General features: G+C 41.5%; 11 protein-coding genes. 6 read left to right on the plus strand and 5 right to left on the minus strand.

The window, feature by feature from the left end:
* Window positions 1-78: 78 nt before the first annotated feature.
* Window positions 79-606, plus strand: a complete 528-nt coding sequence (locus tag AWW68_RS20350) for a TonB-dependent receptor domain-containing protein (protein ID WP_068216750.1) — start codon at window positions 79-81, stop codon at window positions 604-606.
* A 717-nt stretch (window positions 607-1,323) separates the two neighbouring features.
* On the opposite strand, the gene AWW68_RS03810 is transcribed toward AWW68_RS20350, so the two are convergent.
* The 5 genes from AWW68_RS03810 to AWW68_RS19985 all read right to left on the minus strand — a co-directional run bounded on the left by AWW68_RS03810 (window position 1,324) and on the right by AWW68_RS19985 (window position 17,754).
* On the minus strand, window positions 1,324-2,934 hold the full coding sequence (locus AWW68_RS03810; protein ID WP_068216752.1) for a S8 family peptidase: 1,611 nt from the start codon (window positions 2,932-2,934) through the stop codon (window positions 1,324-1,326).
* Between the two features lie 106 nt (window positions 2,935-3,040).
* Entirely contained in the window at window positions 3,041-3,529 is a 489-nt protein-coding gene (locus AWW68_RS03815; RefSeq protein WP_068216754.1) for an asparaginase domain-containing protein, read from the minus strand.
* A gap of 24 nt (window positions 3,530-3,553) precedes the next feature.
* A complete protein-coding gene (locus tag AWW68_RS03820) occupies window positions 3,554-5,062 on the minus strand; it encodes a TlpA family protein disulfide reductase (protein ID WP_068216756.1) in 1,509 nt (502 codons plus the stop codon).
* A gap of 67 nt (window positions 5,063-5,129) precedes the next feature.
* On the minus strand, window positions 5,130-6,158 hold the full coding sequence (locus AWW68_RS03825; protein WP_068216758.1) for a PorP/SprF family type IX secretion system membrane protein: 1,029 nt from the start codon (window positions 6,156-6,158) through the stop codon (window positions 5,130-5,132).
* Between the two features lie 7 nt (window positions 6,159-6,165).
* Window positions 6,166-17,754 (minus strand): PKD domain-containing protein, encoded by an 11,589-nt coding sequence (locus AWW68_RS19985; protein WP_089082260.1) that lies wholly within the window; start codon window positions 17,752-17,754, stop codon window positions 6,166-6,168.
* A gap of 456 nt (window positions 17,755-18,210) precedes the next feature.
* Between AWW68_RS19985 and AWW68_RS03835 the strand changes: the two genes are divergently transcribed.
* The 5 genes from AWW68_RS03835 (at window position 18,211) to AWW68_RS03855 (ending at window position 25,025) form a co-directional block, all read left to right on the plus strand.
* Window positions 18,211-19,200 (plus strand): AAA family ATPase, encoded by a 990-nt coding sequence (locus tag AWW68_RS03835; RefSeq protein WP_068216762.1) that lies wholly within the window; start codon window positions 18,211-18,213, stop codon window positions 19,198-19,200.
* Between the two features lie 133 nt (window positions 19,201-19,333).
* Entirely contained in the window at window positions 19,334-20,869 is a 1,536-nt protein-coding gene (locus AWW68_RS03840) for a hypothetical protein (protein WP_089082261.1), read from the plus strand.
* Between the two features lie 112 nt (window positions 20,870-20,981).
* Window positions 20,982-23,855, plus strand: coding sequence for a TonB-dependent receptor (locus tag AWW68_RS03845; protein WP_068216764.1), 2,874 nt, complete (start codon window positions 20,982-20,984; stop codon window positions 23,853-23,855).
* 145 nt (window positions 23,856-24,000) lie between these two features.
* Entirely contained in the window at window positions 24,001-24,630 is a 630-nt protein-coding gene (locus AWW68_RS03850) for a peptidoglycan-binding domain-containing protein (RefSeq protein ID WP_068216766.1), read from the plus strand.
* Window positions 24,631-24,635: 5 nt separating this feature from the next.
* Entirely contained in the window at window positions 24,636-25,025 is a 390-nt protein-coding gene (locus tag AWW68_RS03855; RefSeq protein WP_068216768.1) for a hypothetical protein, read from the plus strand.
* Window position 25,026: the final 1 nt, after the last annotated feature.

The following is a 25,026-nucleotide window of genomic DNA, read 5'->3' on the forward strand; positions in this document are numbered from 1 at the left end:
GAACAGTCTTACGGTGGTAACTTTGACATTAACTATAAAACAGCCATTGGCGATGAATGGACATTTAGCCTCAATCAGTTGTTTTACTACACTCAGTTAAACGACCCTGTGGTATTGACTGGCCCGACAGTTGGAGGTGCATATGCTTTTCAAAACGCTAATGGTGATCTAAGCTCTAAAGGTTTGGAGACTAACATGAAGCTGACTTACCAAGACTTTAAGCTGTTCCTGAATTATGCGCTTATCGATACTGAACTAGGGTATAATAATGAGCTCCAAAAACCGTTAACCGCCAAACACAATATTGGAGCTGTGCTGGTTTACGAGGAACATGGAAAATGGAGAATTGGCTTGGAAAGCTACTATACAGGGAAGCAATTTAGAAGCGACTATACCGAAACAGATGATTACTGGATTGTAGGATTTATGGCTTTGAGGAAGTTTAAGAACATTAGCCTCTACCTCAATTTTGAGAATTTCTCTGATACCAGACAGTCGAGATTTGAGAACATTAACCTTTCTAATGCCATGAACCCTGAAGCGCTAGAAGTTTGGGCTCCAATGGACGGATTCATTATGAATGGAGGAATTATTCTTGAGTTCTAGGTCAGTAGAACAGCTAGCAGAAAATCAGGTAGCCTAGCATATTTAGCCCACGATTTAAATCGTGGGCTAAATATTTTCACAGCAAACCTGTAGTGAGGTTGATTTGCATCTCACCTAAGAACCGAAAGAGTATCGGGGGAAGCATCCTATCGAGCTATACATGTTTTTCTGAATGGATAAGATTCTTCCCTTCGTTCAGAATGACTTACACGCTGAGGCATCGATCCCAACATTTTTTTGTAGTCTAGCGAGTGAAAGGCACTCGGTTTAGCAACCACCAAAACATCGGTCACAGTCATGCTGAGGCTCCGAAGTATCGGTGGAAGCATCTTATCGAGCTATACATGTCTTTCTGAATGGATAAGATTCTTCACTTCGTTCAGAATAACTTAGAGGTGAGACTTCTGGAAAAGAATCTTAGCCAATCAAGGCGTCTACACCTTGACAATTCGATCTCTATTCTAGTAATCGGTGAGGACACCGATTATGGCAGTCGGTAAAAACACTGACTAAAGCGAAATCAGAGTCCTCTAGGAGAGACTCTGATTGAGATAAGGACTGCGATTGTAGCATATACAAAAATAGCCCACGGTTTATACCATGGGCTATTTCTAATAAGTATACTCTTTAAATAAGATCAGTAATTAGAAAATCAGTATATAAGAGGTGATTTTCCTGATTTATTGATCAACAGATTTCTGGTTACTCTACTCAGAGTTATTTCTTCCCTTTAAGGCTCATTGATTCCGCCATTTTCACGGCTTCATACGCATTGATGATTCCTCCAGAAACAGAAAGGTTAGAGAACTTCACTTCTTCGCCAGTACCTGGCTCGTTTACCTTTACTTCAACACCTCTTACAGACTTCATTAGTATATCCTTAATCTGTTCTGCCTCAAGGTCTGGGAAGTAAGAAAGTAGCAATGCTGCAACACCAGCAGTTACTGGAGATGCCATACTTGTTCCTTGTGCGTCTTGATACTCATTGCCAGGAGCTAATGAATAGATAGCTACACCTGGAGCAAAAACGTCTACAGACTTCTTGCCATAGTTAGAGAAAACGCCAACATAATTATTCTCAGAACCCCAAGAAGAAGCACCCACTTCTACCCAGTTAGGCCAATCTTTCTTTCTACCGAATTTATCGTTAGGGAAGTTATTGGCTTCATCTATATTCTCTGCTGAATTACCTGCGGCATGTACCAATAGCACCCCTTTTTTGGCTGCATACTCAATAGCATCATACACATACTGTGTATTTGGTGAATATCCTTTTCCAAAGCTCATGTTTATAACTTGAGCTCCATTATCTACTGCGTAGCGAATGGCATTGGCCACATCTTTATCTCTTTCGTCACCATCGGGCACAGCGCGGATGGCCATAATTTCTACATTGTTGGCTACACCATCAATACCCAAGTTATTCCCTCTTGTGGCAGCAATGATTCCCGCCACGTGAGTACCATGGAAGTTATCTGTGTTTTTACCAATTACATCGTTATTTCCATAACCGATATCGTCCATTCTATTCGGATCGTCACCAACTATTTCTCTAGGATTGAACTCTAGGTTGTAACTGAATTCAGCATCTTTCTTGATGTTCTCCATGTCTTGTTGCACAAAGTAGATGAGCGTATCTAAAGACAGAGAGTTGTCTGTCATGTTATAGATTTGAGTAAGCATTTGCTTACCTCTCATAATTACCTCATCGGTAGAGCTCACTTTATTGATATCTTCTGAAGTAATCTCTTCATCTAAAAGGTAAGCCTCAAAAAGCTTGTTGTATCTGATAAGCTGAGATTGGATGTTCTCCATCATCATAGCCTGACCTTTAGCTTCATTATAAGTCTTCTCAAAAGAAGTTTGAATCTCCTTCCAATACTCATATTCTTCTTTGTCGGCCTTTTTTACATCAGATTCTGACACACCTTCATATTTAGGCTTCAACCTTTTGTATTCACGAGTGATTTCGAGAGTTTCCTTATCTACATTTCTACCGTCTTTTCCTCCAAGGAAGTTCCAGCCATGCACATCATCTATGTAACCGTTGTTATCATCGTCTATACCGTTACCAGGAATTTCATCTTCATTAGTCCAGACCACATCTTTGAGGTCTTCATGTTCAATGTCTATTCCAGAGTCTATAACAGCTACCAGTACTTTTTTACTTTCTTTCCCTTTCAGGTATTCATAGGCCTTTTCTGTACTCACCCCATTCACTGAATCTTTAACAGGGTCTAAGTTGAACCAGTTTTTTGGCGGAGGAGTATCTTGTGCGTTTAGTGCGAATGCTGCCAAAAATAGCAGCGCGAAAATCAACTTTTTCATATATCAATTATTCTTAAAATGCTTATGTGTCTTTCTACTTAAATCAACTCAATCTGCTAAAACAGGCGAAATTTGAACCGTTGCCTCTTGTGTTTGACATTGAGTGTTATTGCTTTTCAAACATACCAGTATTTGCGTTCTTCTCTACTCGGTTTGCCAGAAAAACCATTCCATTCATGGCAATAAACGTGCCTTCATGCATTAGGTTGAGTGCTCCAATAGCCACTCCAATATTAAAAGCAGCATCTGAATTGGTAAATCTTTCGGGTATAAAAGCTCCTGTAAGTACAATGGCCTTGCCTGAAATATTACCTACGAATTGGGCCGTTTCAATGAGGGTATCAGAACCATGTGTAATGAGTATTTTATCTGCAGAATGGTTCAGAAGATAGCTCTTTAGCTTGTCTCTATCTTCTCGGGTAATTTCCTGAGAATCTTTTCTGAAAAGACTCACGATTTCATATTCGAAACCGGGAAAAGCATTTTCCAAAATGCGTTTTGATGCCGGCTCGTTTATCTCGAAGGCATAGCCATTATTAGTCTTAGGATAATCCTTATCTATGGTTCCTCCAGTTTGAATAATCAGAATTTTCACGGGAGGAAGTTAAAAAGAAAGTTGCTACTCTAGATAGCTCGCCAACTGATCATACAACTTTTGGCCTTCGCTTGGGCGCGCGGCTTCTTTTACAATCATATTCCCCTCTTTGTCTACAATGATGTAACGAGGAATAGCTGCTGTATTACTGCCGAGCATATCTTTCCAAATCTTCCAGAAGAGTTCTTGAGAAATACGCATGTTAACGCCTTCCAGACCATAGAAATTAACCATCTCTTTCCATTTGCCCTCGGCCTCATCTCTGTCGGACGATACATAAAGTATCTTGATTGGCTTGCCATCTAAAAACTCATAGAGCCCCTCTTTATGCTCAAATTCATCTTTACAAGGCCCACACCAAGTGGCCCATAAGTCTACATAAAGCACTTCGCCCTTGTATGGCTCCACCATTTCTTCCCAAGTGGTGTACTCATCGGCATTTTCTATCATTATAATCTTATCAGACATTGGCTGCTCAAGCTTGGTATGATAAGCTCTAATAGGGTCTATGTGCTCTTTGAGCACAGGGTCGTATAACGTTTCGGGATAGTTGTATTTTAATTCTTCATAAGAATCTAAGATCACTTTCTCGTATTGCTTCTGAATAGCCGCGTTATACAAGTAAAAAGACCACATCAATTCTTCGTTTTCGCCAGAAAGCTTCTCTCTAATGTTATCTATTCTGTCTTGATGATATGCTCTGATGCGCTCGTCTTGACTCAAGGTAGTATCTGGTTGGTCTTCTATGCCCGCCACCCTTGGGTAAAGATTCATATAGTCTTCTGCAAACGTTCTGTAATAATTGCTCACCAAGTATTCCGGGTTATTAAGGTCTGTTTCATCAAACATCTTTAGGTATAATTCCTTCCATTCATCATTGTATGGCGACTTTCTTTTGAGCTGTTCTTTGAAATAGTAATGGCGCCAGGTAGCAGATGCAAAAACACTCTTCCAGTGTAAGTCAGATTCCATGGCCATGGCTTTTGCAAAAGAGTCCGTGATTTTATCTTTCACCTTCAATCCATCTATTTCAACCAGTTCTTTTTCATTAAGATCCATCACCTGATCATAGACTCGTTGAGCCACAGAGTCTTTCTGATACTTTTCATCCTTACCACCAAACGCATGGAAATAAGGAATTCGCTCGAAATTGTTAAGCAATGAATTGGCATCGGCATGGTCTCCAGTGAATGCGAGTTTTGAAAAATCTTCAAAATCAATGAAAACGGTGTCTGAATAACCTGGCTCAATCCATGTTCTTATACTTCCTCTGGTTTTAGGGAAACTGATGGAAGTAAAACCTGAAGTCTCTTGGTCTATGATTGCAGAAAAGTTGCCTTCATTGTCAATAGGCACCTTTACAGAGTTTACTCGATAGAAAAATTTACCGTCTACTGGTAGTTGAATAAACAAAGAATCTGCATCGGTATTAACCACCTTACCCGCCAAAACGTACGGTTCTTTTTTACCTGAACAAGCAAAAATGCAAAGGGCGAGAAAGAGAGCGAAGATTATCTCTGGTTTGCGCATCATTGAATAGTTTTAATTTTTCCTTTAATCTATCAAATAATGACAACGATTGAAAGGAACAACTATTCTTTTAGTATTTAAAACAAGGCAAAATGGTATCGCGTCTGGTGCGCTTTACCACCTTGCCAAAGTTGAGGGTGAGAGAAAATTCATGTGCTCCTCCAGTAGCTCCTGCTAAGCGAGAAACCGTAAAGTCATAACTGTATGCAAATGAAAGGTTTGCGTTTAACTCTAGGCCTACGAGCGCAATAATCGATTCATTCTTGAAAACCTTATTAACACTCTGAATTGGAATACCTCTGTACCAGCCACCTATTACCAAGGGTTGAAAATATAGTTGTACTCCGGCATCGAGCTGGTTGAAGCCACCTTGCTTTTTGTAGTTCACCGCAAAAGTGGCAGAACGCTCCTGAAACTGATAAGCCACAGTTCTTAGCCTTCTGCCCTTGGCAAACATAAGCTTATACCCTGCATGTATAGAATACTTTCTTGAAAGCCTACTCTCTTGGTCTATAAATGACTGGTTGGGCTCATTGATATGGTGTGTAGAAAAGCCTATCCAAGCTAAGTTGGTATACAAAAGCGCACCAGCTGAGGCACTCATAAAATCGACCTTCGCCCCCTTTTCGAATACCTCACCACTAGGGCCATAAACCTGCCCATTTACAATATCAATTTGATTTCCGAAGACTAGATCTTCAAAGTTCAAGTCTTTTTGAAAGTAGGAGAGCTGGACGCCAGTTCGTAAAATCAAGCCAGAAGAAACCTCTAATTTGTAGGAATACAAGCCTCCAATTTCTGTAGAACGAAAGTCTAAAAAACCTTCTCTATGCTCGTTGAATATAATTCCCACACCACTTTCGGCTGCCTTAGAAAAATAGTCGAGATAGGCGGAAGTTGTAGTAAACGAATGAGAAAGAGATGGCCATTGATTTCTGTAATTCACCCCAACTCTACCTCTATCGGCAGAACCTGTGAGTGCAGGGTTCAGATATAAAGGTGAAGCATAGAATTGTGAAAACTGAGGATCTTGTGCCTTAAGTTCTACTGCATCTAATAATGCTATAATAAAGGTTGCTGCGAGTAAAAGTCTTTTCATAGGCTTGTCAGTTGATTAGCGCGAAAATGCCTTCTCGTTCAACTTTCAAACCGTTGAAGCTGAGGCCAATTATTTTGTATACATAGTTTCCATTTTCCGCCTTGCGGCCTTTGATGGTGCCATCCCATCCTTTGGTTTCAATATCATCGGTACTGAATATTACTTCGCCCCAAGTGTTATAAATGATGAGCTTAGACTTGACCAAGCCGAGCATTCTAGGCCTGAAGAAGTCATTATTTCCATCTCCATTTGGGGTGAAGGCATTCGGCACAATTACTTTATAGCCTTCGGTAATTTCTAACACAGATACTTTCTCGGTTTCGCATCCTGTTCTATCGGTTACTACTAAGCGAACTATGTAAGTACCTGGTGCATCATAGGTGTGAATAGGATCAATCTCATCTGAGTGGAAGCCATCTCCAAAATCCCAATGCCAATCAATAACCTCGCCTTCGGATAAATCGAAGAAGCTGACAGGGTCATTAGAGGCTAAGTCTCCAGTGCGATCAATAGATTCTGCATTGTACTCAAAATCGGCAACGCCTAGCTCTGGAACATCTATATCTATAGAGTTTTGCTGGTAACAGCCTCTATCGTCAAATACTTCAATGGTTAGCCTTCCAGGCTCGGTCATTAGCACTTCACTGTTAACACTATTGCCTTTAGACCACTCGTATCGGTAGTTGCCAACACCACCTTTTACATTGGCCTTTACCAACATGCCCGCAATACGGTTTTCGCAATCTATGTAGGGTTCAGTACTTAGCCCTATTTGAAGTGGTTCTGGCTGAAGAACAGTGTAAGTACCCTGGACTTCGCAGTTATATTTATCTCTTACTCGCACTACATAGGTGCCTGGCAGTACATCGGTAATCTCTGAAGTAGTAGCACCATTAGACCAGCGATAAGTGTATGGCTCAGTACCGCCAGAAACAATAACATTTACTCTTCCACTTCTAGGGTCATTACACCTTGTGGCATCTTCTATGTAGGCATCTAAAGTGAGGTCTAGTGGTTCAATGACATTGAACGTTTGCTGAATAGTACAACCTTTATCGTCAGTTACTAGCACGTTATATTCTCCTGGCCCTAGTTCTGAAATGGTTTCGGAAGATTCACCTGTACTCCACCTTATTGCCACTGGCTCAATGCCTCCTTCAATATTGAGAGAAATAGAGGCATCATTGGCTCCAATACAACTGATATCTGTCATTGTTGGCTCCATTCTAAACAATGCCGGCTCATCTAAAGTGTAGTTGGCCTGAATCTGGCAACCGTTGGCATCGGTAATAAGTACTGAATAGTCTCCTGACGTAATACCTATTAGATTTTTTGAGGTCGCCCCTGTAGACCACTGGTATGAATAAGGCTCTACCCCTCCGCTAATATCTAGCTCTATGGATCCATTTCTATCGTCATAACACTGACTTTCATTGACCAAAGCATCTTCAATAGTTAGTTCTTCTGGTTCATTAATGGTGAAAACCCGCTCTTGAACACAGCCATTGGCATCGGTAACCCGAAGGGTATAATCGCCAACGCTCAAATTCTCAATAGAAGATGTTCTGGCACCTGTACTCCAGACAAACTCATAAAGGCCTGTACCTCCTTCAACATCTACTACTATGCGGCCATCATTATCTCCTTTACAGCTCAGGTTCAACTTTCCTTGAGAGGAAATAGTAATTGGCTTATCGGGTTGGTTAATGGTAGCTTGAGACTGGACAATACAGCCATTGGCATCAGTAACTGTTACGGTATATGTTCCTGCTTTCAGGTTAGAAATCTGGCTTGTTCTTGCACCATTGCTCCAAAGGTATGTGTAAGGCGCAACACCTCCCTGTGGGTTAGCCCTCATAAAACCAGAGTCATCTCCATAACACAAAAGGTCTTTATAATCTGAAAGGGTCAGCGACAATTCTTCCGAAGGCTCCGATATTACTACAGTAACGGAAGTGCTACAGTTATTGGCATCGGCAACAGTTGCAGAATAAACCCCAGCAGGTAAGTTTTCAAGTACGGCTGAAGTACTTCCATTGCTCCAACTAATGTCATAGACACCTGTTCCGCCAGCAATATTTAAGTAAATCTGCCCTGTTGATTCTCCCTTGCAGAGTACATCAGCTTTTTGAACCTCTACACTTAGGTTTTTAGAGTCGTCTACCTCTACACTTCGAGTTATGGAACAGCCATTGGCATCAGTAATTGTAAGGTTATAGGTGCCTCCTGCAATGTTCGATAAATCTTTGCTGGTACTTCCGTTAGACCAAACGTAGTTGTAAGGAGCTGTTCCGCCAGTAGTAGTAACTGCAATAGCTCCATCAGAATCGCCTTGGCAAGAAGTGTTGGTAACGTCAAAAGTTACGTCTAGCTCATCTGGTTCTCCAACCGTATAGTTTTCTACTATGCTACAGCCTTTGGCATCGGTAATAGTTACAGCGTAATTTCCTGCGAAAACATTCTTCAAATCTCGCTGATTAGAGCCGTTAGACCATTGGTAACTATATGGTGTAGTTCCGCCAGCAACGGCCAACTGAACTTCGCCTGTTGGCAAGCCATTACACAACGCGTCTACAATGGTTGGTGTGGCAGAAAGTGCTGCAGTTGGAGCATTTACAACTATCTGCTTTACCTGCTGACAGCCTCTAGCATCAGTAATAGTTACCTCATAAGTACCACCTGCTAAACCAGTAAGGTCTTTTCCTGTCGCTCCATTACTCCAAGCATAAGTGTAAGGAAGTGTGCCACCAGACACAGTGAGATTGATATATCCGTCATCGGCACCAAAGCAAGTAACGTCTTCTTTCACATGATTAATGGTAAGAGGAAGCGGTTCAGTCAGTGTCCAATTACCAGCAGCAATACAACCGTTGGCATCAGTAACTGTAAGCACATAAGTACCAGGACTTAGGTTTGTCAGATCTTCAGTAGTTTCTCCGTGATTCCATGAGTAGGTATAAGGACCAGTGCCTCCCGTAACAGTAATATCCAGTGTTCCATCATCGGCACTGTTACAAGAAATGGGAGATACTGCTCCACTGACGGAAAGCATGTTAGGGCTACTAACAGTATACGTTTCTGAAATAGAGCAGCCGTTTTTATCGGTCACAGTTACCAAGTAGCTACCGCTTTCTAAACCGAAAATATCTTCGCTAGAAGAACCATTATTCCATTGGAAGGTATAAGGTGCAGAACCTCCTGTAACGGTCAAGTCTATAGCACCTTGATTGTCTCCAAAACATAATTCATCAGTAACATTTGCATTCAGAGATAAAGCTGCTGTAGGCTCTTCAACTACTATGGTTTGAACAAGTGAGCAGCCATTACCATCGGTAACCGTTATATCATAACTACCACCTGCCAGAGATGAAATGTTTCTACTTGTAGCTCCATTAGACCATGAATAGGTGTATGGCAAGGTGCCTCCTACAACATTTACGGAAATAGCTCCATTGTTTGCTCCGAAGCAATCTACATCGGTAACGGTATGAGTAATTCCCAATGCATTAGGCTGAGTAATGGAGTAATTTCTGGAAATGCTGCAACCATTGGCATCGGTAATTACCACAGCGTAATTGCCAGGGCTCAAGCCGGAGAGGTCTTCGGAGGTTTCGCCATGACCCCACGCGAAGGTATATGGCGAAGTACCCCCGACTACCTCAATATCGATTGCACCATCTGCTGCTCCGTTACACGAAACTTGGGTGGTTGAGCCTGTTGCTGAAAGAACAGCAGGTCCAGACACCGTAAAGTCACTCTGTACAAAGCAGCCATTGGCATCGGTTACTGTTACTTGGTAGACACCTTGGCCTAAGGCCGAAATATCTTTTGTTATGGAACCTTGATTCCAACTGTAAGAATATGGAGCAGTACCTCCGGTTACGTTCAAGCTAATAGCTCCTTGATTATCTCCGTAGCAGTTTTCATCTGTGACTGTTCCAGAAATAGACAATGCTGCCGAAGGTTCTGAAACAACATACGTCTTCAGACTAGTGCAGCCATTACCATCAGTAATGGTAACAGAATACGTACCTCCCGATAGCCCAGAAATATCTTGAGTTGTAGCACCATTAGACCAGCTATAGCTGTAAGGTGTAATACCTCCTGAAACGCTTAAATCGATAGCGCCATCGGAAGCACCAAAGCATGTAACATCTGTAATCGTTCTGCTTACAGATACTACTAAAGGTTGAGTGATTGTCCAACTGCCTGACACTGTACAACCATTAGCATCGGTTACAGTTAATGATCGGTTACCTGGACTAAGACCCGAAATATCTTCTGTGGTGGCGCCATTGTTCCATAGATAAGTATAAGGTCCTGTGCCACCAGTAACGGTAATATCAATGGCTCCATTTGCGGCTCCATTGCAATTAATCTGAGTTGTTACTGCTGAAAGCTGAAGTGCTGTTGGACCACCTACGGTAAAATTGGCAGTTTCTGAACAGCCATTGGCATCAGTTACGATAACTTCATAATTACCTCTGGCCAAATTGCTGACATTTTTAGAAGTAGGCCCATGATCCCATAGGTAAGTATAGGGTCCTGTACCACCACCAACTGTCAACGAAATTGCTCCTTGCGAATCGCCAAAGCATAACTCATCAGAAACAGAGCCTGATACTGAAAGAGCTGCTGTTGGTTCATTTACCGTATAGTTGTAAACGGAAGCACAACTGTTAGCATCGGTAATTGTCACAGAATAGTTACCACCAGAAAGCCCGGAAATATCTTGAGTTGTAGCACCAGTTGACCATAAGTAGATATAGCCACCAATGCCTCCAGAAACGGTTAAATCGATAGCTCCATTACCCTCTCCAAAACATGCCACATCGGTTATATTTTCTCCTACCGAAATGGCCAGCGGTTGAGTGATTGTCCAGCTGCCTGACACTGTACAACCATTAGCATCGGTTACAGTTAATGATCGGTTACCTGGACTAAGACCCGAAATATCTTCAGTGGTGGCTCCATTGTTCCATAGATAAGTATAAGGTCCTGAACCACCAGTAACGGTAACATCAATGGCGCCATTTGCGGCTCCATTACAATTAACCTGAGTTGTTACTGCTGAAAGCTGAAGTGCTGTTGGGCCACCTACGGTAAAATTGGCAGTTTCTGAACAGCCATTGGCATCAGTTACGATAACTTCATAATTACCTCTGGCCAAATTGCTAACATCTTTGGAAGTAGAGCCATGATCCCATAGGTAGGTATAGGGTCCTGTACCACCACCAACTGTCAACGTAATTGCTCCTTGCGAATCGCCAAAGCATAATTCATCAGAAACAGAGCCTGTTACTGAAAGGGCTGCTGTTGGTTCATTTACCGTATAGTTGTAAACGGAAACACAACTGTTAGCATCGGTAATGGTAACAGAATAGTTACCACCAGAAAGCCCGGAAATATCTTGAGTTGTAGCACCAGTTGACCATAAGTAAGTATAGCCACCAACGCCTCCAGAAACGGTTAAATCGATAGCTCCATCACCCTCTCCAAAACATGCCACATCGGTTATATTTTCTCCTACCGAAATGGCCAGCGGTTGAGTGATTGTCCAACTGCCTGACACTGTACAACCGTTAGCATCGGTTACTGTAAGGTTGTAATTATTGGGGGAGAGCCTTGTCAAATCTTCGCTGGTAGATCCATTGCTCCAGCTGTAAGAGTATGGTGCTGTACCACCTAAAACAGTTACGTCCAGTTCGCCATTTGCGGCTCCATTACAATCGACTTGGGTAGCTATGGCTGAAAGCTGCAAGGCATCTGGACCTGATACTACAAAGCTCTCTACCACTGAGCAACCATTGGCATCTGTTACAGTTACCTGATATGTCCCTCTAGCTAAACCAGTTACATCTTGGCCACTCGGCCCGTGGTTCCAACTGTATGAATATGGGGCAGTACCTCCGGAAACCGTTAGATCAATTGCGCCTTGGCTGTCCCCAAAACAGGTTTCATCGGTGACAATACCTGTTGCAGCTAATGGGTTTGTAGGTTCGTCTACAACTACAGTTAAGGTAGATGTACAAGCGTTTCCATCTGTTACAGTCAACGTGTAGCTTCCTCCTGAGAGGCCAGAGAGATTTTTAGTAGTCTGCCCGTTAGACCAGCTGTAAGTATAAGGTAGTGTCCCTCCAATTACGCTTACTGAAATTGAACCATCACCAGCGCCAAAGCAAGTAACATCGGCCTTGGAAGAAGTAATACCGATAGCTGTAGGTTGCGTAATGGTATAGTTTCGGTTAATGGCACAACCATTATCATCTGTGATAGTCACCAAATAATTGCCAGGAGCTAAACCAGTAATGTCTTCTGTAGTGGCTCCATTAGACCAGCTAAATAGATAAGGAGCAGTACCCCCTGTTGGAGTAATATCAATAGCTCCATCCGTGGCCCCGTTACATGAAACATTGGTTAGTGACGAAGTAGCAGTTAAAGCAGCAGGGCCACCAACGGTGAAATTGGTTTGAACAAAGCAGCCATTAGCATCAGTAACCGTAACTTGATAAGTGCCCGTGCCTAAGCCAGCAATATCTTTAGTGGTGGCACCATTATTCCAGCTATAGGTATAAGGAGCAGTACCTCCAGCTACAGTAAGGCTAACGGCACCTTGATTATCTCCAAAGCATATTTCATCAGATACACTACCATTGACCGTAAGAGCTGCTGAAGGCTCTACCACAGTGTAAGTTCCCGAAGAAACACAACCGTTGGCATCTGTAACGGTTAAGGTATAATTCCCTCCAGAAATTCCATTTAAATCTTGAGTAGTGGCTCCATTGGACCAATTGTAGGTATATGGAGAAATTCCGCCAGAAACCGTAATATCAATAGCACCATCAGAAGCACCAAAACAGCTTACGTGTGTAGTGGTCTGACCAATTGAAATAGCCAGCGGCTGTGTGATTGTCCAACTACCAGAGATGGTACAGCCATTATCATCAGTAACAGTGAGAGAATAATTACCTGGAGCAAGGTTATTGATATCTTCTACTGAAGCTCCGTTACTCCATGTATAAGTATATGGGGCGGTTCCTCCTAACACCGTAACATCTAACTCTCCATTGGCCGCTCCATTACAGTCAATTTGAGTAGGTACAGCGGAAAGCTGCAAGGCATCTGGGCCCGATATCGTATAGTTAGTCGTTACTGAACATCCGCTGTTATCTGTTACTGTTACTTGGTAAGCTCCTCTTCCCAAACCTGCCACATCTTTTATGGTAGGGCCATGGTTCCAACTGTATGAATATGGGGCAGTACCTCCAGTAACGGTGAGAGAAATAGCACCTTGGCTGTCTCCAAAGCAATTTTCATCGGTCACAATACCTGTTACTCCTAAGGCACTAGCAGGCTCTGCAATGGTGTAGTTCTTTGTAGTGACGCAGCCATTGCCGTCTGTAATGTCTACAGAGTAATTTCCTCCCGAAATATTGAAAAGGTCTTGAGTGGTAGCACCATTAGACCAAGAATAACTGTAAGGCGCTATTCCTCCAGAAACAGAGAGGTCTATGAAACCATCTGACACGCCAAAGCAAGAAACATCCTGAACATTTTCGCCCACCAAAAGTGCCAATGGCTCAGTTATGGTAAAGTTTCTGACCAGTGTACAGCCAGAAGCATCTGAAATGGTTACCTGATAATTACCTGCTGTTATATTGCTCAAGTCTTGAGTAGTGGCTCCATTACTCCATGTATAGGTATAAGGAGTAGTTCCTCCAGAAACAGTTAAGTCAATGGCACCAGTAGCATCTCCGTTGCAAAGAATGTTGGTTTGTGTGCCAGAGGCCAACATGGCAGGAGGCATGCTAATGGTAAAGCTCTTAGTTATGCTACAGTTATTGTCGTCTGTAATGGTGACCTGATAGTTACCATCTACCAAGCCCGAAATGTCTTTAGTAGTAGCTCCATTACTCCATGAATAAGTATATGGGGCTGTTCCTCCTGCAGGGTTCAATTCAATTCTTCCATCGCTTCCACCAAAACAACTGATGTCTGTGGCAATTCCAGTGTCGGAAAGGGGGGCAGCAGGTTGAGTTATGGCAATAGTCTGCTGAAAGGTACATCCGTTAAAATCTGTAACTGTTACAGTATAGTCACCGACTGAAAGCGCATTAATATCTTCTGTTATCTCACCATTAGACCAGCTGTAGTTGTATGGCGCTGTTCCTCCAGTAACAGTGATATCGATAGCGCCATCTGCAAAACCAAAACAAGAAACATCATCAGAAGTATAGCTAAATCCTAAAGCTGTTGGCTGACTGATGGTATAACTATCGCTAATAGTGCAACCTCTTACATCTGTTACAGTTACTGAATAGCTTCCTGGACCTAGATTGGTAAGGTCTTCCGTAGTTGCACCATTGCTCCAAGCAAAAGTGTAAGGACCTTCGCCTCCACCTACAGTAATATCAATTGTGCCATTCGCAGCTCCATTACAGTCTACATCTGTAAGAACCTTAGTCAGTGTGAGCACTGGAGGGTCTGTTATAAGGAAGCTTTCGGTATAAGTACACCCTTTATCATCAGTTACTACTACTGTATAATTTCCGGCAGAAAGATTACTTAGATCTTCGGCTGTACTGCCATGAGACCAGTTATATGAATAAGGAGCTGAACCTCCAGAAACAGTTAGGTTAATAGCTCCATCTGCAGCACCATTACAAGTAATTTGGCTTACTGAATTAGTAACTGAAAGAGCACTGGCTGGCTCTGTAATGGTGAACGACTTAGAGTCAGTACACCCCTTAGCATCTGTTATGGTTACTGAATAATTACCTGCAGGAATATTGGTAAGGTCTTCGGTTAGTGCGCCATTAGACCATAAAAAAGTATACGGGGTCGATCCTCCGCTTATCGCAAGATCTATTGACCCCGTACTTTCACCAAAACAACTAACATTGAGTTGTGTTGCCGTTGAGGACAAAATTGCTGGCTCCGTAATGTTGAAAGACTCAACATAGAGACAGCCACTGGCATCTTCTACCGTAATAGTATAGTTGCCTGGCCCTAATCCTGTTCTATCTTTAGTGGTAATGCTTCCATCATCTGCCCAACTGTAGGTATAAGAACCTGTTCCTCCACCTACTGAAAGGCTTATGGTTCCATCAGCATTTCCGTTACAAGTAACATTGCTAAGTGTTTTGGAGACAGTTATTGGAGATGGCTCGGAAATGGTAAACCCAATGGACTTAACACAACCTCCTGCATCTTCTACAGTAACAGAGTAGTTACCTGGTGCAAGTCCTGAAATATCTTCGGAAGTAGCTCCTGTATTCCACAAATAGGTATATGGTCCTGTTCCTCCAGTAACACTTAGGTCTATAGACCCATTATTCGATCCAGCACATGTTCCATCGGTTTCTGTACCAGACAAGTTCATAACAGTAGCTGGCTCAGTAAGTGTAACTGTTAAATCCACAAAGCAACCTTCATCATCAGTTACCCTTACGGTGTAACTACCAGCGGCCACATTCACTAAGTCTTGAGCAGTACTTCCATTAGACCATGAGTATGTATATGGAGCGGTTCCTCCAGATGGGGTAATATCTATTTCGCCAGTGAACGCTCCTTTACAAAGAATATCTACTTGGGTATGAGATACTCCAATGGCCGGAGGGTCTACAATATTATAGTTGCGAACAATTGTACAGCCATTGTCATCTTCTATAGTAACAGAGTAAGGCCCTGCACTTAAACCAGAGATATTGTTAGTGGTAGCCCCGTTACTCCATGAATAACTATATGGCCCTGTTCCACCTGTTACAGCAAGAAATATGCTTCCATCATTGGCTCCATTACATGAAATATCATTTACTGTAGCATTGTCATTTAAAACAGCTGGCTGGCCAAGGTTAATGGTTTCTACCACTGTACACCCTGCACCATTCTGATCGGTTACGGTAACTGTATATGTTCCAGCAACAAGCCCGCTAATGGTAGGGCCAGTATCTCCAGTACTCCAATTATAAATGTATGGGGCGATTCCGTTAGAAGCTGAAACCGTAATTTCACCATCGGCAGCTCCGTTACAAGTAGGTTCTGTTAAACTAGAACTCACTGTAATTGATGGCGGATCTGTCAGGGTGAAAGTCTCCGAAAATGTACATCCAGCATTATCAGTAACTGTTACGGTATGTAAACCAGCTGTAAGATTAGATGCTGTTGCTGTATTATCTCCATTAGACCAAGAGTAAGAATAAGGAGCAGTACCTCCTTGCATAGTAATAGTGACGGAACCATCATTATAGCCAGCACAAGAAGGGTCTGTCAGAGCATCACTTTGCTTAGATAAGGCCGATGTTGGCTCAGTAACAGTAATATTATTTAAGGTTGTTGAACACCCATTTTGATCTGTTACGGTGAGGTCGTAAGTTCCTGCAGATAGTGAAGAGATGTCAGCGGAGGTAGCTCCATTAGACCAGACATAATTATAAGGAGCTGTACCTCCACTGACGTTACTCTCTATCACACCAGTGGCGTCACCAAAACACGCCACATTAGTTACATTAGGATTGATGGTTAGAACCGCAGGCTCTCCAACTACATAAGTACTTACATCAGAACAGCCTGCATTATCCGTAATTGTGACGGTGTAACTTCCTGCTGTTAACCCCGAAATATCTTGAGTTGTTGCACCATTAGACCAACTATAGCTAAAAGGGCCAACACCTCCTGTAACAGAGAGGTTAATTGCACCATCTGAAGCGCCATTACATTGAGCATCATTAACCACAGCGGTAGGTACAATTTCAGGAGGTGAACCAATGGTTTGAATAGGAGTAGTAATTGTACAACCGGTTCCGTTTCTGTCGGTGATGACTAAACGATAATCTCCTGGAGCCAAACCTGTAACTGTTGCGCTTGTTCCTACAACAGCGCCATCAGAAACCCTTTCCCACTGGTAGACATAGTTTCCCCAACCACCAGTACCCGTGGCAGAAATGGAACCGTCTGTTGAGTTAAAACAGGTGGCGTCATTAGAAGAACCTATAGAGAATCCTAAAAAATCTGCTGGTTCAGTAACTGAAAAGGTAATATTTCCAGTACATCCGTTGTCATCGGTAACTGTTAAGGTGTAATTATCTACACCAAGTCCATTAAGTGTAATTGTGGTTGAAAAAGGAGGCGCAGAACCAGTGCCTATAGATGCCCCCACTCCATTAAAGAGCTCCCATGAGTAATCTGGGTTTCCGTTGTTCATAGTAACCACCACCTGAGCATCAGCATCGCCCCGGCAGGTAACATCGTTCACTACTACGGATCCATTAAGGTTTGGTGGATTGGTAACAGTATAGGTTGCCGTTTCCGTATCACCATCGGCATCTGTTACAACTACTGTGTAGTTATCTGGCGTTAGGCCGCCAGCCACAAAAGAAGTAGATACTTGTGTTCCTCCGCTATCTCTCCAGTCGTAAGTAAAAGGGCCATCTCCTGTAACACTGATGGAAATTACCCCTTCGCAGCTATTGATGTTAACATTAGTTATAACAGGGCAAGAGTTGGTACACTGAGCATATAGCTCGCCACCACCAATCATCAATAGCATGATGAATAGCAAAATAATCCTACTATACGACTGTTTAGGCGATGTCATTGACAGTTTAGGTAATTCCTAATTACATTATCAAATAGCTTGGCTACTATCGAAATTATAGTTTTGAGGAAGTATTAGCAATAGACCTACTTGGTGGGACAATATTGAAATTATACAATTTCTATTCTCTCAGTATTTTACCTAAAAACACTTATAGGGGTTAAGCTTATTCAGGCAACAAAAATGAAAATGTAAAATACAAAAGGGACGAGATCAGTATGCTAGGATTAATTAAGGAGTGAACAGCAAAATTCTGATCTATTGATTAGAAAAAATTTCTAATTTTTTTCGCTGTTAATTGTTGTTAAATGAAATCAGTGGTTTCTCAATGGTAAGTCATTTATAGCATATTTGTCATTGTCTTACCTAAAAACCAACAACATTGAACACTCATATAAGTATAATGTATGTGGTTTAAGGTAATTCTTTATTTTAGCGCGCATTAAGCATAAGATCATGGAAGAGGCAGTTTCTCAAGAACTTAAAAAAGAGCATCAGGAAAAAATCAACAGAGTAGCAGCAGAGGTAGGCAAAATAGTTGTCGGCCAGAGCTACATGGTTAATAGACTTATGGTTGGTTTATTCACCAATGGGCACATCTTATTAGAAGGTGTTCCGGGTATTGCCAAAACCCTAACGGTAAATACACTAGCCGATGTACTTCATTTAGACTTTCAGAGAATTCAGTTTACTCCAGACCTTTTACCTGCCGATTTGATTGGTACAATGATTTACAATCAAAAGAAGGCAGAGTTTGAAGTAAAGAAAGGACCAATCTTCTCCAACGTAATTTTAGCCGATGAGGTAAACCGTGCGCCTGCCAAAGTGCAATCTGCATTGCTAGAGGCTATGCAGGAGAAAACGGTAACCATTGGCGAAACAAGCTATAAGTTAGATAGACCATTCCTTGTACTGGCAACGCAAAACCCGGTAGATCAAGAAGGAACTTACAGCCTACCAGAAGCACAGATAGATAGATTTATGCTGAAAGTAAAGGTTGACTATCCTTCTAAACAAGAAGAGCTAGAGGTAATGCGTAGAATGTCCAACATGAACTTTCAGCCATCACTAGAAACACTCCTTACTAAAGAAGATATATTCTCTATAAGAGAAGAGGTAAACCAAGTGTCTATTTCTGAATCTTTAGAGAAGTATATAATAGAGTTAATCTTTGCTACCAGAAACCCAAAAGAGTATGGCTTAAACGATGAAGCCTACTATATGCAGTTTGGAGCTTCTCCAAGAGCAAGTATTAACTTAAACCTTGCTGCAAAAGCCATTGCCTTCTTTAACCAGAGAGATTACGTATTACCAGAAGACATTAAGGAAATAGCCACTGATGTGTTGAACCACAGAATTATCCTTAATTATGAGGCTGAAGCAGATGGTATTTCTACCGAGCAAATCATAGAAAAGCTGCTTAAAAAGATTCCTATCAACCATTAATTCCGCAGTTAACATTCCGTTAATACAATTAACTTTTTAATAAACGGAATGACAACTATTCTTAACAAAGGCGTAAACGCTTTCTGAGCGCAATCGGGTTTTTTTGTGTCAAATTTTAAACCTAATCAAAGACATGAAAAACTCTGTTAAACGTTTAATCAACCTATTTGTAGCTGCGGCTCTTATTTTGGTTGTAGCTGCATGTTCAGATGACGAGCCTACGCCATCTGCTGCTGCTCCAACTATAGCTGCTGTTGCTACAAACCCTTCTTCTGTAACAGTAGGAGAAAAAATTCAACTTTCATTTGATATTACTGTGCCTGGTGTGTTTGCTAGCTCTACAGCTACTGGAACCAACGGTAATGCAGAAGTTATCACTGACTTAAATACTGGCGACACTTCTGGAACTATTATAGTAGAGTTCGAAGGAACTACTGCTGGTGGTGGTAGTGTAGAACTTACTGTTAACGATGCAGAAGGTAACTCTGACGACATCACAGTTGTACTTACTGTAGAGGCAGAAGCTACTACTGTAACTGTTTCTTCAAATATTACAGGTACCGTTACTTGGGAGACTGGAAAAACATACATTCTTGCAGGTAGAATTACTGTATTGGATGGTGCTGTTTTGAACATCGAAAAAGGTGTTGTAGTAAAAGGTCAGGCAGGTACTGGTGCTAACGCTACTGCTCTTCTTGTAGCAAGAGGTGGTACATTAAATGCTGCAGGTGAGGCAGAAATGCCAATCATCTTCACTTCAATTGCTGACGAAATTTCTCCAGAAGATATTGCTGCTGGTAACTTTGCTAGCCCTAACCTTGCTTCTGATGTAAGCGGTCTTTGGGGTGGTGTTATCATCCTTGGTAAAGCTAAAATCTCAACTAAAAACAAAACGAGCGGTGCTCAACTTAGCGAAGTTCAAATTGATGGTATTCCTACTTCAGATACTAATGGCCTTTACGGTGGTTCTGATGACGAAGATAACTCTGGTACTATCACTTACATCTCTATCAGACACGGTGGTTCAAACATCGGTTCTGGAAACGAAATCAATGGTTTAACTCTTGGTGGTGTTGGTTCTGGAACTACTATCTCTAACGTAGAAGTTGTTGCCAACCAAGACGATGGAATTGAGTTCTTCGGTGGTACTGTAAGCGTAACTAATGCAGTTGTGTGGAACATCAATGATGACGGTATTGACACTGATCAGGCTTGGAATGGAAAATTAGAAAACTTCGTAGTTATTGCTCCAAATACTGCAGAAGCTCATTGCTTTGAGTTAGATGGACCAGAAGGTACTTACATTAATGGAAACCATACAATTACTAAAGGTACAGTTGTAGCTACCGTTGGTGACCGTAAGGCAACAGATCTAATCAATGTAGATAACAACACTAACGCAACTTTATCTAACATCTTCATTACTGGTATCTCTGCCGATCAAGACATCAACAGAACTGAGTCAGATGATACAGATGTAACTTTCTTAACCACTTTCACTGGTATTGAGCTAGATATTCCTGCTGGTAGTTCACTTGCAGATTACGTTTCAGGAAATGTTCCTGCAGGAATCACTGCAGCTTCAACTCCTAGTACAGGTGTCGGTGCTGACCTTTCAGCATTCGCTTGGACTTGGGCTTCTACTTCAACTGAGTGGCCTGGTAACTAATAAAGATTAAATGAAATTTGGCTTGATCGTCCTAGTGGCGATCAAGCTATTTTTTTGAAAGCATTCCAATAAGACAAATCACACACTCGAGAGAAATTAATTGATTAACTATATGAACAAGTTTTACTTAAGTTTTTTGTTTTTACTCCTAATGGCTGCTGCACCAGCAGTAGCCCAACAAGGGGTGATAAGAGGAACCGTTTACGATGAAGGAACGGGTGAGACACTTATTGGTGCTACTGTAATGGCAGTAGGTACTCAAACTGGTGCTATTACAGACTTTGATGGAAAGTTTGAGATTAAGCTTCCTGTTGGTACATACTCTGTTAGGTTTTCTTTTGCTGGTTTTGAAACAATCATTATCGATAGTGTAGCCGTTACGCAAGCAGAACCAGTGGTATTCAACAATATTGTAATGAAAGAAGCTGTTTCTGAGCTCGGACAAGTAGTAGTAACTGCCGAAGCCATTAGAAGCTCTGAAGCGGTTGTTGCTATTACTAAAATGAAGGCTTCTAACTTAGTTGATGGCCTTTCTGCTGCTAGCTTCGAGAAAATTGGAGATTCAAACGCTTCTGATGCCGTAAAAAGAATTACAGGTGTTTCAGTAGAAGGTGGCAAATATGTTTACGTTCGTGGTCTTGGTGACAGATATACTAAGACTATTCTTAATAATGTAGATATCCCAGGTCTTGACCCAGACCGTAACAGTATTCAGATGGATATCTTCCCGACCAGCCTTATTGACAACATGATGGTGTACAAAACGGCTGTAGCGGAGCTTTCTGCAGACTTTACAGGTGGTGTGGTAAATATTGAAACCAAAGACCTACCTGATGATAAAATTTTAGACTTCTCTTTAAGTGTTACTTATAACCCTTCTATGCACTTTAATAGTGACTTTATTATGGGTAATACTAGCTCTACAGACTTCTTAGGTTTCGATAATGGAGATAGGGCACTTCCTAATGGAGCTAGAAGAGAAAACATTCCGAGCCCGCTTTCTGGTGACAGCAACGGAGATGTAAACACTTTCTTAAAAGGCTTTAACAAAACCTTAGGAGCTACTCCACAAACTAGCTTCATGGATTACAGCCTTTCATTTACTTCTGCTAACCAATTTGATGCAGGAGCTAATAAATTGGGATATATTTTCTCACTTAGTTACAAGAGCAACTCTACTTTCTATGACGATGTAACTTATGGAGAGTACCAAAAAAGAGTGAACGCCAGCGACCGCGGATTGAGATATGCTACTGTTCAAAACGGTATAGAAAGCGAAAGAAATGTGCTAGTGGGTGCCTTAGCTGGTTTAGCGTACAAGACTGAAAACTCTAAGTACAAGCTAATGGGTATGCACCTTCAAAATGGCATCAATAGCGCTGGCCAATTTTACATCGATAACGATGGTGAAGCCATCGGACAATCTGGTTACAAAGCGTTTTCAAATAACCTTGAATTCAATCAGAGAGGCTTAACCAACGTTCTATTAAATGGTGAGCACCACTTAAAAGATGGTGAGTGGGATATTGATTGGAGAATATCTCCAACCTTCTCTAAAATAGAAGACCCAGACGTAAGAAAAACAGCTTTTACTTATAGCGATACTGACACTACATTCTCTGCTGGCGCGGGAGGAAACCCAAGCAGAATTTGGAGATACTTAGAAGAAGTGAATTTAGTAGGCAAATTCGATATTACGCGCAATACTCAAGCCTTTGGTAGAGACGCTAAGTACAAGTTTGGAGCAAGCTACATCTATAAAGAAAGAGATTACGAAATCTTAAGCTATGACCTTCAGTTCTTCGGAGCTCAACCAGATTTTGGTATTGACCCAAATAGAGTTCTTCTAGATCAGAACCTTTATCCTGATGGAACTATCTATTACAACTCTGCTAACAGTACACCTAATTCAAACGAGTTCAATTCAAACAGTAGAAACCTTGGTTTATATGTTTCGACAGAATTGAACCCTACAGAAAAACTCAAAGCCATTGTAGGTCTTAGAGGAGAAAAGTATCAGCAGAGACACACTGGTAGAGATGTGCAATATGCTCAGCTTGGCACAGGTAACAACCTAGAAGATGAATTGGTAATCGATGACTTCGATTTGTTTCCAAGTGTAAACCTTGTTTATGCACTTACAGAAGAACAAAACGTAAGACTATCTTACTCTAAAACCATTGCCAGACCTTCTTTTAAAGAGCTTTCATTCGCTCAAATTATAGACCCACTAACCAATAGAATTTTCAATGGTGGTTTATTCCAGTATGGCGATTGGGACGGTCAATTGGGAGTTACAAGAATTGACAACCTAGATGCTAGATGGGAGATATTCTTACCTGGTTCTGAAATTGTTTCAGTAAGTGCTTTCTACAAGTCTTTCAAAGATCCTATCGAATTAGTGAGAATTCCTGAGCAGCAAGCAAGTACTGAATATCAGCCTAGAAACGTAGGTGATGGCGAGGTGCTTGGAGCAGAAATTGAATTCAAGAAAGACTTGTCTTTCGTTTCAGATGCTCTTTCTAATTTCTACGTTGGTTCTAACGTAACCATTGTTGAGTCTAGAATTACCATGACTGATACCGAGTACAACTCAAGATTAGCCTTCCAAAAAGACGGTGAAGAGATTGACAACAAACGTAACATGGCTGGCCAAGCCCCTTACATCATTAATGCAAGCCTTGGCTACGAGAACTTCGAAACTGGTTTAGATGCCGGTTTATTCTACAATGTTAAAGGTTCTACCTTATTCATTGTTGGTGGCGGTTTGTTTCCAGATGTTTATGCTGAGCAATTCCACAGCTTAAACTTCAACCTGAACAAAACTTTTGGTGCTGAAAGAAACATGTCTTTCAACTTCAGTGTATCTAATATTCTTAACGATAAGAGAGAAGAGGTATACAGAGGATTTGAAACCAACGACCAACCATTTACAATATTTAGCCCTGGAATGAGCTTTGGCTTTGGGTTCAAATATTCTTTCTAGAACTTAAGTTCAATTCATATAGAACCCTGGTTCCTATTTCTGGAATCGGGGTTTTTTTATGTCTAAACAGCAATAGATAGACCTTCAAACATTAAGCTGTCAAAATTCTTTTATTTTTATAGCAGTTTGAAAAAAAGACTCCATTATGAAAAGGCTCATAGCTATAGTCTTAATCATCGGAATTGGATCATACATAGCCGTTCAATATTTGAAAGACAGAAGGTTTAACCCACCTTCAGACTATGATTATCCCATTTCATCAGAAATAGACACAGACTTTTACAAACCTGAAGTTCTTCAGGAATACTATAAACTGGCCTTCGATGTAGGCACTTATGCCCGGTCGCTTTGGTTCAATGATGGTATAGATGTGCTTATGATGGACCGTGAAAATTACGAGTCTACCCAAGCCACAGACTATTATAACAGGCTTAAGTCGAACGTAAAGATGCTCGAAAACGAGCTTATCCGTTCTCAAGAGCTTCGCAATGCTGGCTACAGTAAAGAACAAGTAAGATTAATAATGGAAATGGGCATAAGCCCAGAAGAGATAACGCTAGAAAATCACAGTCATTTACTTGGGCTCAATATTGGTCTATCTGGTGCTGAGGTCTGGGAACTACAAAAGTTGCTAAACACTAAGGGCGACAGTATTCCAGAAGATGGCATCTTTAACGTACTGACCAGACAAAGACTCATCGATTTTCAAAAACAAAACAACCTTTACCCTAGCGGAGAGGTTGATGAACCGACATTAAAAGCACTTTTGAAATAAATACTATGGCAAAGAAAGAAGAAGAAGCTAAACAAGCCAACCCACTTGGTATGTCTGGTGACCCAAAAATTGAAGCGGTTAAGCAACTCATTTTTGGTGAAAACATGCAACAGTACGATTCAGAGTTTAACGAAATAAAAGCGCTGATTAAAAAGACCCGTACTGAGATTGAAACCGAGTTGAACGAAACCAGAGATGCGCTCAACAAACTCATCAATCAAACTAAAGACTCTCTCACCAACGAAATTCAGGACCTGAGAAGTGACATGAACAAGAAAGTCACTCAATTAAGAGCCGATATGGACGAGTCTGTTGCCGATTTAGACGATAGAAAACTCAACCGTAAGCTCTTAGGCACTTTGTTGCAAGAAATGGGCAAACAAATAGCAGAATAGT

Origin of the sequence: Roseivirga spongicola (assembly GCF_001592965.1) — a bacterium.
Taxonomy (GTDB): Bacteria; Bacteroidota; Bacteroidia; order Cytophagales; family Cyclobacteriaceae; genus Roseivirga; species Roseivirga spongicola.

Coding starts and splice junctions, on each gene's coding strand:
- AWW68_RS03810 (WP_068216752.1), bottom strand. CDS start 2,934: ATGAAAAAGTTGATTTTCGCGCTGCTATTTTTGGCAGCATTCGCACTA.
- AWW68_RS03820 (WP_068216756.1), bottom strand. CDS start 5,062: ATGATGCGCAAACCAGAGATAATCTTCGCTCTCTTTCTCGCCCTTTGC.
- AWW68_RS03825 (WP_068216758.1), bottom strand. CDS start 6,158: ATGAAAAGACTTTTACTCGCAGCAACCTTTATTATAGCATTATTAGAT.
- AWW68_RS19985 (WP_089082260.1), bottom strand. CDS start 17,754: ATGACATCGCCTAAACAGTCGTATAGTAGGATTATTTTGCTATTCATC.
- AWW68_RS03835 (WP_068216762.1), top strand. CDS start 18,211: ATGGAAGAGGCAGTTTCTCAAGAACTTAAAAAAGAGCATCAGGAAAAA.
- AWW68_RS03840 (WP_089082261.1), top strand. CDS start 19,334: ATGAAAAACTCTGTTAAACGTTTAATCAACCTATTTGTAGCTGCGGCT.
- AWW68_RS03845 (WP_068216764.1), top strand. CDS start 20,982: ATGAACAAGTTTTACTTAAGTTTTTTGTTTTTACTCCTAATGGCTGCT.
- AWW68_RS03850 (WP_068216766.1), top strand. CDS start 24,001: ATGAAAAGGCTCATAGCTATAGTCTTAATCATCGGAATTGGATCATAC.
- AWW68_RS03855 (WP_068216768.1), top strand. CDS start 24,636: ATGGCAAAGAAAGAAGAAGAAGCTAAACAAGCCAACCCACTTGGTATG.